The sequence below is a fragment of the Rathayibacter sp. Leaf248 genome (genome assembly GCF_920939495.1).
GTDB lineage: Bacteria > Actinomycetota > Actinomycetes > Actinomycetales > Microbacteriaceae > Rathayibacter > Rathayibacter caricis.
This window is the reverse complement of record NZ_CAKLAV010000001.1, coordinates 2,520,745-2,533,411: the sequence shown is the minus strand read 5'-3', so window position 1 is coordinate 2,533,411 and position 12,667 is coordinate 2,520,745. Positions and strand designations below refer to the sequence as shown.

Genomic DNA, 12,667 nt, shown 5'->3' with positions numbered 1-12,667 from the left:
CTCCACGCCGCCGCCTACGCTGGACCGGTGACCGCCACCCTCGTCGCCAAGGGCCTCTCCGGAGGCTATGCGCACCGCACCCTGTTCGACGGACTCGACCTGACGGTCGCCCCCGGGGACGTGGTCGGCGTCGTCGGGGCGAACGGCGCCGGCAAGTCCACCCTGCTGCGCATCCTCGCCGGCGAGACCGCTCCGCTGGACGGCACCGTCGTGCTCGCGCCCGGCGACGCGTTCGTCGGCTGGCTGCCGCAGGAGCACGAGCGGCGCGAGGGAGAGACCGTCTCGGCGTACCTCGCGCGGCGCACCGGCTGCGCGGAGGCCTCGGCCGAACTGGACGCGGCCGCCTCCGCCCTCGCCGAGCCCGACCCGGACGGGAGCATCGCCGACCGCTACGCCCTCGCGCTCGACCGCTGGCTCGCGAGCGGCGCCGCCGACCTGGACGAGCGGACCCCCGTCGTCCTCGCCGATCTGGGCCTGGCGCTCGCCCAGGGCGTGTCGGGCGGAGTCGCCGCCGACTCCCTCATGACGTCGCTGTCGGGCGGACAGGCGGCCCGCGTCGGCCTCGCCGCGCTTCTGCTGTCGCGCTTCGATGTCGTGCTGCTCGACGAGCCGACCAACGACCTCGACCTCGACGGCCTCGAACGGCTCGAGGCGTTCGTCCGGGGACTGCGCGGAGGCGTCGTCCTCGTCAGCCACGACCGCGAGTTCCTGCGCCGCAGCGTCACCCGCGTGCTCGAGCTCGACCTCGCCCAGGGCACCACGACGGTCTACGGAGGCGGGTACGAGGCCTACCTCGAGGAACGCGAGACCGCGCGCCGTCAGCGCCGCGAGAAGTACGAGGACTTCGAGGAGAAGAAGTCCGACCTCGTCTCTCGCGCCCGCGTCCAGCGCGAGTGGTCGAGCCAGGGCGTCCGGAACGCCATGAAGAAGGCGCCCGACAACGACAAGATCCGGCGCAAGGCGTCGGCGGAGTCGAGCGAGAAGCAGGCGCAGAAGGTGCGCCAGATGGAGAGCCGGATCGCGCGCCTCGAGGAGGTCGAGGAGCCTCGCAAGGAGTGGCAGCTGGCCTTCACGATCGGCACCGCCCCGCGCTCGAGCTCGGTCGTCTCGACGCTCAACGGCGCCCTCGCGCGCCGCGGCACGTTCACCCTGGGTCCGGTGTCGCTCCAGGTCGACGCCGGCGACCGCATCGGCATCACCGGGCCCAACGGTGCCGGGAAGTCGACGCTGCTGTCGCTGCTGCTCGGGCGCGTGGAGCCGGAGGAGGGCTCGGCGTCGCTCGGCGCCAGCGTCGCGATCGGCGAGATCGACCAGGCCAGGGCGATGCTCGCCTCCGATGTGCCGCTCGCCGACGCCTTCGAGGCGCTGGTGCCGGAGTGGCCGACCGCCGAGGTGCGCACGCTGCTGGCGAAGTTCGGGCTGAAGGCGGACCACGTGGGGCGGCCGGTGGGCGAGCTGTCGCCGGGCGAGCGCACCCGCGCGGCGCTCGCGCTGCTCCAGGCCCGCGGCACGAACCTGCTGGTGCTCGACGAGCCGACCAATCACCTCGATCTGCCGGCGATCGAGCAGCTCGAGCAGGCGCTCGAGGCGTACGAGGGGACGCTGCTGCTGGTCACCCACGACCGGCGGATGCTCGAGACGGTGCAGCTGAACCGGCAGTGGCGGGTCGAGGGCGGCGTGGTCACGGAGGCGTGACTGCGGGCGGGGGTGGATCTCGATACGCCGGCTGCGCCGGCTGCTCGATCAGCAGGAACGCCCCCACCCCTCGCTGGTCGAGCAGCCCCGCCGGGGCGTATCGAGACCCGCCCCCCCTCTGCTGGTCGAGTAGCCCCGCAGGGGCGTATCGAGACCCGCGAGATCCAGGCTCACAGCGACGCCGCCCGCGCCTCCAGCAGCGCGCGCGTGCGCTCGTTGCCGGCCAGGGCGGCGGCCGTCGCGAGCTCGGAGCGCGCCTCCTCCCTCCGGTCGAGCCGCGCGAGCAGCTCGCCCCGCACGCTCGGCAGCAGGTGCGACCCGCGCAACGCCCCCTCCGACGCCAGCCGGTCGACGAGCAGCAGGGCCGACGCGGGTCCGGTCGCCATCGACACGGCCACCGCGCGGTTGAGCTCGACGACCGGGCTCGGCGCGATCCGGCCCAGCACCTCGTACAGCAGCACGATCCGCTCCCAGTCGGTGGCGGCGACGCTCGGAGCGACCGCGTGGCACTCGGCGATCGCCGCCTGCAGCGCGTAGGCGCCGCGTCCGCGGCCCAGCCGGTCGGCCCGGAGCAGCGCCTCGCGGCCCCGGGTGATCTGCGCGCGGTCCCAGCGGGTGCGGTCCTGGTCCTCGAGCAGCACCGGAGTGCCGTCGGCGGCGGTGCGTGCGGCGAACCGGGACGCCTGCAGCTCCATCAGGGCGAGCAGCCCGAGCACCTCCGGCTCGCGCGGCAGGAGGGAGGCGAGCACGCGACCCAGCCGCAGCGCCTCCTGCGCCACCTCCGCGCGCACCCAGCGGTCGCCCGACGTCGCCGCGTACCCCTCGGTGAAGATCAGGTAGACGACCCCGAGCACCGCGGTGAGGCGCTCCTTCCACTCCGCCGGCTCCGGCGTCTCGAACGGCACGCCCGCGGCCGTGAGCGATTTCTTCGCCCGCACGATGCGCTGCTGCACCGTCGCGACCGGCACGAGGAACAGCCGCGCGATCTCCTCCGTGCCCAGGCCCCCGACCAGGCGAAGGGTGAGCGCGATGCTCGCCTCCCGCGCCAGCACCGGGTGGCAGGCGACGAAGACGAGGCGGAGGACGTCGTCGGCGAACGGCTGCCACTCGTCCTGCGCCCCCTCCTCGAGATCCCTCGCCAGAGTGCGGTAGCGGTCGTCGAGCCTCTCGCGGCGCCGCCAGCCGTCGATCGCCCGGCGCTTCGCGACCGCGGTCAGCCAGGCGCCCGGGTTCCGCGGGACGCCCGACTCCGGCCATTGCTTCAGCGCCTCGACGAGCGCCTCCTGGGCGAGGTCCTCGGCCGCCCCGACGTCACCGGTCGTCCGCACGAGCGTCGCGACGATCCGGGCGCTCTCGATGCGCCAGACCGCGTCGACGGCCGCCCGGGTCGTGTCCATCGTCAGCGGGCCTGCCCGAGCTCGTCGCGCCAGCCCTCCTCCTTCTGGATGTACTCGTTGTCGGCGAAGTCCGCGAAGTCGCTCTCGTCGGTCACCCGGCGCACCTCGAGCTTGTTGCCGGGGACGAGCGGGCAGCGCAGCGCCCACTCCTTCGCCTCCTCCTTGGACGAGACCTGGATCATCCAGAAGCCGTTGAACAGCTCGTGGGTCTCGCCGTAGGGGCCGTCGGTGACGGCGGGCGGCTCGGACGAGAAGTCGACGACGAAGCCGGTCGTGTCGACGTCGTCGGCGAGGCCGTCGCCCGCGAGCAGGACGCCCGCGGTGATCAGTGCCTCGTTGTACTGGCCCATCCGGGTGATGATCTCGTCGAACGGGATCGACTCGTAGGCCTTCTTGGCCTCGTCGGTCGCGCGCATGATGAGCATGTACTTCACGGTTCTCTCCTTCGTCCGGGACGCCGGTGCGTCCTCCTACTGTGGCGTCGAACGGCGAAGACGGATATCGACATCTCCGGGAGGAATTCCCGTCACGGGATCGCCGGGGTGCTCCGCAGGTGCTCGTAGACGACCGAGGTGCGGACGTCGGCGACCTCGCGCCGCTGAGTGAGGCGGTCGATGACGAAGGCGTAGAGCGCATCGTTGTCGGGCACGGCGACGTGGATGACGAAGTCGTCGGTGCCGGCGGTGACGAACAGGCCGATGGTCTCCGGCAGCGCCGAGACCCAGTCGCGGAACGCCTCGATGGCGACGCGCGACGGCGGGCGGATGCGCACGGCGATGAGCGCCTGCACGGGGCGGCCGATCGCGGCGAGGTCGACGTCGAGCAGGGCGCCGCGGATCACTCCGCGCGCCCGGAGCGCCCTGGTGCGGTCGAGCGCCGTGGTCGGCGAGACCCCGACGGCCGCCGCGACTTCGCGGTTCGACTTCCGTGCATCCGACTGGAGTTCGCGGAGGATCGCCGCATCGAGTCCGTCCATGGAGGCGATTGTAGGGGTCTGGCCGTACGTCGTACGGATTTGGAGCGCTCGGGCCGTTCTTCGTCTTAGCATCGAGCCCGCACACCGCACAGGAGGAGACCCATGCCACTCGGATTCGCGCCCGACGAGATCGACACCGCCGCATCCACCCGCTCCGCCCGACTGAAGTGGGTGATCGTCGTCGACGCCGCCCTGCCCGCCGGGCGTGCGGTCAACGCGGCGGTCTGTGCTGCGGCGGCCACGTCAGCCGGGGTGACGGGGCTCCTGGGACCCGAGGCCGTGGACGCCGACGGCTCCGCGCATGTGGGACTGCCGTGGGCGGGGTGCTCGATCCTGGTGGCCGACCGCGAGGCTCTGGCGGTGATCCGCAGGAAGGCGGGCGAGCACGCCGAGGTGTTCGTGGCGGACGTGCCGGTCGCGGCGCAGGAGACGCGGGTGTACGACGAGTTCCTGGCGGCGGTCGCGGAGGCGGGGGCCGACGCGATGGAGTGCCTGGCGGTGAGCCTGGTCGGGCCGCGGAACCGGGTGGACAGGATCGTGGGGCGGCTGGCGCTGATGCCGTGAGGCTCTGGAGGACGGGGATCTCGATACGCCCGCTGCGCGGGCTACTCGATCAGCAAGGAGCCCCTGCTGGTCGAGTAGCCCCGCAGGGGCGTATCGAGACCCGCCCCCGTCAGACGCCGAGCAGGCGGCCCTCCGCGCGCACCCAGGCGACGCGGTGGGACGCGTCGAGCAGCACCAGGTCGGCGCGGTGGCCCGACTGCAGGAGGCCGAGGTCGGTGCGGCCGAGTACGCGGGCCGGAGTCGCGGTGAGCGCGCCGACCGCGGTGGGCTCCGAGAGGCCGACCGTATCGAGAGCGAGGCGCAGCGCGCGGTCCTGGGTCAGGGTCGAGCCCGCCAGCGTGTCCGCCCCATTCAGCACCGCGCGCCCCGCCTGCACCGAGACGTCCAGGCCGCCCAGCCGGTAGACCCCGTCCGCCGATCCCGCCGCGGCCATCGCGTCGGTGACGAGGGCGATGCGGTCCGGAGCCGCCGCGAAGGCCAGCCGCGCCACGTCCGGGTGCACGTGCTCGCCGTCGAGGATCAGCTCCAGCACGACCCGCGGATCGGCGAGCGCGGTGGGAACCGGCCCGGGAGCGCGGTGGTGGATGCCGGGCATCGCGTTGAACGCGTGCGTCATCAGCCGGACGCCGCGGTCGACGGCCGTCCGCGCGAGATCGGCATCCGCCTCCGTGTGCCCGAGGGCGACGACGACGCCCGCCGCCGCGAACCGCGAGATCGCGTCGAGAGCGCCGGGCAGCTCCGGCGCCACGGTGACCTGCACGAGGGTGCCGCGGGCCGCCTCGAGGAGTCGGTCGACCACCTCCGGAGTCGGCAGCGCCAACGCCTCGAGCGCGTGGGCGCCCCGCCGGCCGGGAGCGAGGAACGGGCCCTCGAGGTGGGAGCCGAGGACGAGGGGATCGGCCGCCGCGAGGTCCGCGATCACGGCGAGCGAGCGCTCCAGCTCCTCGAGCGGAGCGGCGACCAGGCTGAGCACCGAACGGGTCGTGCCGTGCGCGCGGTGCGCGGCGAGCATCCGCGCGATCCCGTCGGCTCCGTCGTCGACCGCCGCTCCTCCTCCGCCGTGCACGTGGAGGTCGACGAAGCCGGGGACGAGCGTCGCCCCGCCGGCGTCGACGACCTCGGCTGCGGCAACGGCGCGCCACGAGTCGCCCGTGCCGGTCGCGGTGATCGCGCCGTCGGCGACGGCCACCCAGCCGTCCTCGACGACCCCCCGCGCATCGACGAGACGGGCGCGGTGGACGACGAGGGCGTAGGACACGGTCGGGAGCCTAACGGCGGGCCCCGGCGAGCAGCAGGTCGTGGCCGAGGCCGGCGGCAGCCGCGCGGTCGAGCAGCACGGTGACGCGCGGGTGCTCCCGCACGAACGACGCGGGCATCCGCTCGTCGATCGGGCCCTGCAGGGCGGCCGCGACCGCCTCGGCCTTGCCCGCGCCGGTCGCGACGAGCAGCAGCTCTCGGGCCGAGAGGATCGTCGCGACGCCCTGGCTGATCGCGTGCGTGGGCACGGCGTCGAGGTCGCCGCCGAAGAAGCGGCGGTTGTCGAGCCGGGTGCGCTCCGCCAGCGCCACGACGCGGGTGCGCGAGTCGCGCGGGGATCCCGGCTCGTTGAAGCCGATGTGCCCGTTGCTCCCGATGCCCAGGATCTGCACCGCGGCGCCCCCGACCGCGGCGAGCGCCTCCTCGTGCGCGCGGGCCGCCGCGTGCGGGTCGGCCGCCGCTCCGTCGGGCACGTGCAGGCGGGCGGGGTCCAGGCCGAGCGGAGCGACGACCTCGCGCTCGAGCACCGACCGGTAGCTCTCGGGGTGGCCGGCAGGCACGCCGACGTACTCGTCGAGGGCGAAGGCCGAGGCTCGGGAGAGGTCGAGGCGCAGGCGGGCGAGCGCACGGTAGAGCGGCTGGGGCGTGGATCCGGTCGCGACGCCGAGCACCGCGGACGGGTCCGCCGCGATCACCGAGGCGATGAGACCGGCGGCGAGCTCGCCGACCTCCTCCGGGTCTGCTCCGACGACGATGTTCATGCGGTCTCCTTGCTGGCGAGTCGGGCGTGGAAGTCGGGGAGCACCGCGTCCTCCGGCGAGAGGCCGAGGTGCTCGGTGAGTGCGACGGCGAGCAGCTGCAGCGGCACGATCGCGGGGAGCGGAGTGAGCTCCTCCGGCAGCCCCGGCGCCAGGCGCACCGCGGTGACGCCCTCGGGCAGGGGCGCGTCCGTGTCGGTCACGACGAGCAGCCCGGCGACGAGCGGCGCCGCGTAGTCGATCAGGGCGAGCGCGCGGGGCAGCAGGGGTCCGTCGAGGGCGAGGACGACCAGCGCGAGGCCGGGGCCGAGGCGCCGGTGCGGACCGTGCAGGAACTCCTCCGTCTCGACGGCCTCGACGGGGATCCGCGCGGTCTCGAGGATCTTCAGCGCCGCCTCCTGCGCCGTGGCGAGGTTCGGGCCGGAGCCGGTGATCGACACGGAGACGGAGGGATCGAGCGAGCGGGCCCACGCGCTCACGAGCGGCTCGGAGTCGAGCGCCGCGGAGACCCGGTCGGGGATCCCGGCGAGGTCCTCCGCTCCCCCGAGCACCGCGGCGAGGGTCGCGATCGTGGCGGTGAAGCCCTTGGTCTTCGCGCCGACCTCCTCGGGGCCGCAGCGCAGGTCGACGACGACGTCGGCGAGGCCCGGGCGCACGGGCTCCCCGGTGACGAGGACCGTGCGGGCGCCCCGGTCGCGGGCGAGGGCGAGGCAGCGGAGCGTCGCGGTGCTGCGGCCGGACTGCGACACGGCGACCACCAGGGTCCGCTCGTCGATCGCGTCGGGCAGGTAGTGCAGCACGTCGGTGGGCAGCGCCACCTCGACCGGGACGCCGAGCAGTCGGGCCGCGCGCCCGCGGATCACCCGGGCGGCGAAGGACGAGGTGCCGGAGCCGACGAGCAGCACGCGCTCGGGCGCCAGGGCCTGCACCGAGTCCAGCACCGCCGGCTCCAGCGGCGCGAGCGCACGCCGCAGCGCGGCCGGCTGCTCGTGGATGTAGGCGCGGACCGTGCTCACGAGAACCTCAATCGGAGGACGGCGGGAGCGGAGGTGCGCCCCGTCACGAGCAGGCGCAGTCCCTCGATCCGGTCGCGGCCGCCGACGTACTCGACGAGCTCTCCCGGGTCGAAGACCGGCGGGCGGTCGGGGGCGGAGCCGGTACCCGGGCCGATCTCGAGGGTGTCGGCGCCGACGCGGTAGCGGGCCGTGCCGCCCGCGGGGATGAGGAACGCGCCGTCGGCCGGCTCCTCGACTCCGCTGAGCACGCCTCCGGGCCGCAGCACGATCTCGCCGACCCACGAGGTGTCGGTGCCCGCGAAGTCGAGGGCCAGCTCGACCCCGTCCTCGTCGACGGACACCTCGGCGCGCGTCTCGAGCGCGACCGTGGAGGTCGCGCGCGCTGGGAAGCTCATCGAGCCGAAGAAGCGGCCCTCGCTGCCCAGCTCGTAGTCGCCGTCGGGGCGCCGCGCCGACGCGGGCAGCGGCTGGTGGTAGGCGGCCTCGACCCGCGAGGACAGGGCGATCCGCGGCCCCGCGACGATCGACTCCGGTCGGAACGGGCCGAGGCCGAAGAAGTGCGGCGATACCCGGACCGCCTCGACCACGAGGGCGCCGCGGCGGGCGCGCACGAGCACCGCCGAGTTCGCGAGCCCGGAGGCGATGCGGCGGTGCCGCGGCACGTCGCTCCCCCCGAAGACGCTCGCGCTCACGGCTCCGGCGCGCACCCGCACCAGGCCCGATTCCGTGAAGACCGCGGTCCCGGAGGAGGACCACGGCACCGACTCCGACAGCGCGCCGGCGAGGTGCGGCCGGGCGAGCGCCTCCGCGAGGTGGATCTCGGGCTCGGTGACCCCCCGGTCGAGGATCGCGCGCACGACCGCCGCGAAGCGCCCGTCGCCGTCGGCCACCGCGAACTCGCGGAACTGCGAGAGGAAGCTACGGCCGTCGAAGCGCTCGGTCTGGTCCTGGCGGCGCGACTGCACCGTCTCGACCTGCAGGTCGTCCTCGAGGAGGTCGAGGGTGACCGCGAGGTTCCGGCGCACGGCGTCGCGGTAGCGCTCCTCCCCCGTCGCCTCGGCGATCACGAGCAGCGACGGGTTCGAGACGTAGGCGGCGTAGTTGGGGCTGCGCTCGGAGTAGAGGCCGTCGGCCTGCAGGTCGATCCCCTCCGCGAGCCACTCGTCGGCCCGCTCGCGCAGCCGCGGGTCGCCGGTCAGCGCGTGCAACCGCAGCAGGCCAGCGGTCAGCTCCCAGCGGTGGTTCGGCGTGTGCACGCCACCCACGAGCAGCGCCTCGACGGTGCGCAGCAGCAGCGCGCGGATCCGCTCGGCGACGCCCTCGAGGAGCGGATCGGGGTGCGCGGCGATCACGTCGAGCACGAGCGCGGCGTCGTTCACCGTGAAGCAGGTGTCCGGGGGCGACGCGAGGTTCTCGCTGTCGAACAGGCCGTCGGGGCGCTGCATCCGCTCGAGGCGGTCGAGGAGTGGACCCGCGGCCGACAGGACGGACGCGTCGCGGTGCCGGGGCGACTCCGGGGCCGCGAACGCCGCGACCAGGGTCTTCACCCCGCGCATCGACGGACGGTGCGAGAGCGTCGCGGGGTCGCGCGCCTCGACGCCGGCGACGAGCCCGGCGGTCGCCTCGGCCAGCAGCCGCAGGTACTCCATGCTCAGTCCTTCAGGCCGGCGTTGACGTCGGCGCCGATCACGTACTTCTGGAACACGAAGAAGATCAGCACCAGCGGGATCATCGAGATCACCGAGGCGGGCAGCAGCACGGTCCACTCGATGTTCTCGGCGCCGACCAGGCTCCGCAGCGCCACCTGCAGCGTGTACTTCGACGGGTCGTTGAGCACGAGCAGCGGCCAGATGTAGTCGTTCCAGCGCCACTGGAACGAGAAGATCGCGAGGGTCAGCACGATCGGCCGGGCGATCGGCAGCATGATCCGGAAGAAGATCGAGAACTCGTTCGCGCCGTCCATCCGCGCCGCGTCGATCAGCTCGTCGGGCACCGTGAGGAAGAACTGGCGGAACATGAAGATGCCCGTCGCCGTGATCACCGACGGGATGATGATGCCCGGCAGCGAGTTGTAGAGCCCCAGGTCGCGGATGACCGTGAAGGTGGGGTTCAGGATCACCTCGGTCGGCAGCATCGTCGTGGCCAGGATCGCGACGAACAGCAGCGAGAGCCACTTCGCCCGGTACTTCGCGAGGGCGTAGCCCGTCATGGCGCTGAAGAGCACGGTCAGCACGGTCGTCACTACGGCGACGATCAGCGTGTTGCCGAAGTAGCGCGCGAAGTCGACGCGCTCCCAGGCGCGGACGTAGCCGTCGAGCGTCCACTGCTCGGGGAGGAAGGACAGCGGGTAGGTGAAGAGCTCGCCGCCGGGCTTGAAGGACGAGAGCAGCAGCCACAGCACGGGGAAGAGGAAGATCGCGGCGAGCAGCCACAGGATCGACGTGGGGAGGACGCTGCGCGCGAATCCGCCGGAGCGGCGCCGCTTCCGCACTCCCTTCAGCACGAGCGCGGTGGTCTCGGGAGTCGCCAGGCCGATGCTCATGAGGCGTCCTTCTTCCGTCGTTCGAAGCCGAGCTGCACGAGGGCGATCGCGAGCAGGAGGACCATCAGCACCATGGAGGCGGCGCTGGCGTAGCCGACCTCGGCCCGCTCGAACCCCGTCTCGTAGATGTACTGCACGATCAGGCGGTTCTGGGTGCCCGGTCCGCCCTCGTTGAGCGCCTGGATCATCGCGAACTCCTTCATCGAGTTGATGGTGGAGAGCAGGATCACGAGGAAGCTCGTGGGCGCGATGCCCGGCAGGGTGATGTGCACGAAGCGCTGCCACGGGTTCGCCCCGTCGAGCGCGGCGGCCTCGTAGTAGCTGCTCGGCACGTTCTTGATCGCGGCGATGAAGAGCAGCATGGTGAAGGCCGCTCCTCCCCACGCGGAGGCGAAGACGACGACCGCCAGCGAGAGGTCGCCGTTCGAGGACCACGGCACCGCGGAGCCGCCGGCCGCCTCGATGACGAAGTTGATGAATCCGAAGTTCTCGCCGAACATCCAGCGCCAGATCACGCCGGTGACGATCGGAGAGACGAGCCACGGGATGAAGAAGATGATCTTCGCCGGCACGGAGCCGCGGGCGTTCGCGTTGACGAGCAGGCTCGCGAGGCCGAGCGAGAGCACGTAGCCCAGCGGCACCGAGAGCAGCGTGTAGAGGGCCGTGCGGCCCAGCGACGCCCAGAAGTCGGGGTCGGCGAGCAGCTCCTGGTAGTTGCCGATGCCGATGAGATCGGGCGAGCCGACTCCGCGGTAGTCCGTGAAGGAGTAGAAGACCCCCAGCGCTCCGGGCCAGAGGAAGAAGAGCGCGAAGAGCACGACGACGACGGCGGTGAAGAGCACCGGGGCGAGCCGGTAGCTCGCCTGCGTGCGCCGGCGGGTGCGCCGCGGGCGGGGCGGAGTCGCGGCGGCCGACGGAACGGCCGTGGCGACCGCGGGGACCTCGCGGTCGAGGATGGGACTGGTCAACGCTCTCGTCTCCTTCCGGCGGACGATCGGGGCGAGCGGGGCCGCAGCCCCGCCCGCCGTCGATCGTCAGTCGCCGATCTGGTCCTCGGTGACCGAGATGATGTTCTCGATCGTGGTGTCGAGGTCCTGCTCGTCGGCGAGGTAGCGGACGACCTCAGACTTCAGGGGCTCGTTCACGAGGATCTTGTCGTTGTAGCCGTCCTCGAGCGCGCTCGCGCTCTGCACGGCCGCGATCGGGTCGGACGCCGCGATCTCCTGGTTGTAGACGTCGAACGCCTCGGCGTTCTCGGGGTACGCGACCTCGAGGCCGGTGGTCGCGGGCAGGAAGCCCGAGATCGCCGACAGCTCCGCGTAGTTCTCGGGCTGGTACATCCAGTCGATGAAGTCCTGCGTCTGCTCCTCGACCCCGGTGCCGTCGAAGGCGACGATCCAGTTGGTGCCGAGGTTGGTCGCCTGGACCGGCTGCGCGGGGGTGCGCACCGACGCCCAGTCGAAGGCGGTGATGTTCTGCGAGAAGTCGGTGATCTGCCAGACGCCCGAGTAGTACGCCACGACCTGGCCGCTCTTGAACAGCGCGCTGGGGTCGTCGCCCGAGAGCCAGACCGAGCGCGGCATGAACGAGTCGTCGTTGAGCGACTTGAAGTACTCGAGGCCCGTGCGCGAGGCCTCGTTCATCTCGAACGAGCCGTCCTCCTGGCGCTCGACGCCCTTCGAGCCGAACTCGTAGAGGAAGGAGCGGAGGCGGTGCGCGGACGAGTCCATCACCATGCCGTACTTCGCGCCGGCCTTGGCCTGCACGTCCTTGATGGTGGCCACGTACTGGTCCCAGGTCCAGACCTCGTCCGGGCCGGGCAGCGGGACGCCGGCCTGCTCGAAGAGGCTGGTGTTGAGGTACATGCCGACGGCGGTCAGGTCGCTCGGCAGCGCCTTCACCTTGTCGTCGTCGTTCGCGTCCTGCACGAGCAGCTCGGGCACGATGTCGGTCTTCTCGGCGACGCTCGAGAGGTCGAGCAGCTCGCTGCTCCAGATCGGGTCGAGAGCGGAGGCGCGGGCGAGGGCCGGCAGGTCGCCCGCCTGGGCGCCGTTGCGCAGCTTGGTCACGAGGTCGTCGTAGGGGATGTCGACGATCTCGACCTCGATCCCCGTCTCCTCCTCGTACTTGTCGGCCATGGCCTGGTAGCCGCCGCCCTGGGAGGCGTCGCCCGAGAGGATGAACTGGAGCTTGTCGGGGGTGCTGGAACCGCCGGTTCCGGCACAGCCCACCAGAGCGGTGAGCGTGGCGGCGGCGAGGCCGACTGCGATCGCGGAGCGAGCTTTCACGAAGGTCGCCTTTCGGTGAAGGGGAAGAAGAGGGCACGAGCGGAGGGACGAGCCCAGGTGCGACTCGGTGGGGACTTTCTTATCAGTGCGATAAAGAACGAGTCAACGCGAAAACGTGTGCCGCGCGGTATTGATACGGCCCGGAAATACGCCGTAACACGCCGGAAACGACCG

The 12,667-nt window shown here is 72.5% G+C and carries 12 protein-coding genes; 2 read left to right on the top strand and 10 right to left on the bottom strand.

Going from position 1 to position 12,667, the window contains the following annotated elements; all coding sequences use genetic code 11:
- Positions 1–27 precede the first annotated feature (27 nt).
- Positions 28–1,695 carry an ABC-F family ATP-binding cassette domain-containing protein gene (locus tag LRG51_RS12105; protein ID WP_230672945.1) on the top strand — a complete coding sequence of 556 codons (1,668 nt, stop codon included), beginning with the start codon at positions 28–30 and terminating at the stop codon, positions 1,693–1,695.
- Positions 1,696–1,865: 170 nt separating this feature from the next.
- On the opposite strand, the gene LRG51_RS12100 is transcribed toward LRG51_RS12105, so the two are convergent.
- From LRG51_RS12100 to LRG51_RS12090, 3 genes are all read right to left on the bottom strand, one after another.
- Entirely contained in the window at positions 1,866–3,092 is a 1,227-nt protein-coding gene (locus LRG51_RS12100; protein ID WP_230672944.1) for an RNA polymerase sigma factor, read from the bottom strand.
- 2 nt (positions 3,093–3,094) lie between these two features.
- Positions 3,095–3,526, bottom strand: coding sequence for a YciI family protein (locus tag LRG51_RS12095; protein WP_055794019.1), 432 nt, complete (start codon positions 3,524–3,526; stop codon positions 3,095–3,097).
- 92 nt (positions 3,527–3,618) lie between these two features.
- Complete coding sequence (locus LRG51_RS12090) at positions 3,619–4,068, bottom strand: Lrp/AsnC family transcriptional regulator (protein WP_056868804.1); 450 nt, start codon at positions 4,066–4,068, stop codon at positions 3,619–3,621.
- 102 nt (positions 4,069–4,170) lie between these two features.
- On the opposite strand from LRG51_RS12090, the gene LRG51_RS12085 reads away from it, so the two are divergent.
- A complete protein-coding gene (locus LRG51_RS12085) occupies positions 4,171–4,632 on the top strand; it encodes a DUF2000 domain-containing protein (RefSeq protein WP_230672943.1) in 462 nt (153 codons plus the stop codon).
- Positions 4,633–4,741: 109 nt separating this feature from the next.
- Here the strand turns inward: LRG51_RS12085 and nagA are convergent, their stop codons facing one another.
- From nagA to LRG51_RS12050, 7 genes are all read right to left on the bottom strand, one after another.
- Positions 4,742–5,890: an N-acetylglucosamine-6-phosphate deacetylase gene (gene nagA, locus LRG51_RS12080; protein WP_230672942.1), complete on the bottom strand. Its 1,149-nt coding sequence runs from the start codon at positions 5,888–5,890 to the stop codon at positions 4,742–4,744.
- Between the two features lie 10 nt (positions 5,891–5,900).
- A complete protein-coding gene (locus tag LRG51_RS12075; protein WP_230672941.1) occupies positions 5,901–6,650 on the bottom strand; it encodes a glucosamine-6-phosphate deaminase in 750 nt (249 codons plus the stop codon).
- A complete protein-coding gene (locus tag LRG51_RS12070; protein ID WP_230672940.1) occupies positions 6,647–7,663 on the bottom strand; it encodes an SIS domain-containing protein in 1,017 nt (338 codons plus the stop codon). The genes LRG51_RS12075 and LRG51_RS12070 overlap by 4 nt, the downstream gene beginning before the upstream one ends.
- Positions 7,660–9,312 (bottom strand): hypothetical protein, encoded by a 1,653-nt coding sequence (locus LRG51_RS12065; protein ID WP_230672939.1) that lies wholly within the window; start codon positions 9,310–9,312, stop codon positions 7,660–7,662. Before LRG51_RS12065 ends, LRG51_RS12070 begins: the two co-directional genes overlap by 4 nt.
- Positions 9,313–9,314: 2 nt before the next feature.
- The gene (locus LRG51_RS12060) at positions 9,315–10,205 is read right to left on the bottom strand and encodes a carbohydrate ABC transporter permease (RefSeq protein WP_055794012.1); all 891 of its coding nucleotides are present in this window, start codon (positions 10,203–10,205) and stop codon (positions 9,315–9,317) included.
- The gene (locus tag LRG51_RS12055; protein ID WP_230672938.1) at positions 10,202–11,173 is read right to left on the bottom strand and encodes a carbohydrate ABC transporter permease; all 972 of its coding nucleotides are present in this window, start codon (positions 11,171–11,173) and stop codon (positions 10,202–10,204) included. Before LRG51_RS12055 ends, LRG51_RS12060 begins: the two co-directional genes overlap by 4 nt.
- Before the next feature lie 66 nt (positions 11,174–11,239).
- On the bottom strand, positions 11,240–12,493 hold the full coding sequence (locus LRG51_RS12050) for an ABC transporter substrate-binding protein (protein ID WP_055794011.1): 1,254 nt from the start codon (positions 12,491–12,493) through the stop codon (positions 11,240–11,242).
- Between the last annotated feature and the right edge of the window lie 174 nt (positions 12,494–12,667).

Coding starts and splice junctions, on each gene's coding strand:
- LRG51_RS12100 (WP_230672944.1), bottom strand. CDS start 3,092: ATGGACACGACCCGGGCGGCCGTCGACGCGGTCTGGCGCATCGAGAGC.
- LRG51_RS12060 (WP_055794012.1), bottom strand. CDS start 10,205: ATGAGCATCGGCCTGGCGACTCCCGAGACCACCGCGCTCGTGCTGAAG.
- LRG51_RS12085 (WP_230672943.1), top strand. CDS start 4,171: ATGCCACTCGGATTCGCGCCCGACGAGATCGACACCGCCGCATCCACC.
- LRG51_RS12065 (WP_230672939.1), bottom strand. CDS start 9,312: ATGGAGTACCTGCGGCTGCTGGCCGAGGCGACCGCCGGGCTCGTCGCC.
- LRG51_RS12090 (WP_056868804.1), bottom strand. CDS start 4,068: ATGGACGGACTCGATGCGGCGATCCTCCGCGAACTCCAGTCGGATGCA.
- LRG51_RS12075 (WP_230672941.1), bottom strand. CDS start 6,650: ATGAACATCGTCGTCGGAGCAGACCCGGAGGAGGTCGGCGAGCTCGCC.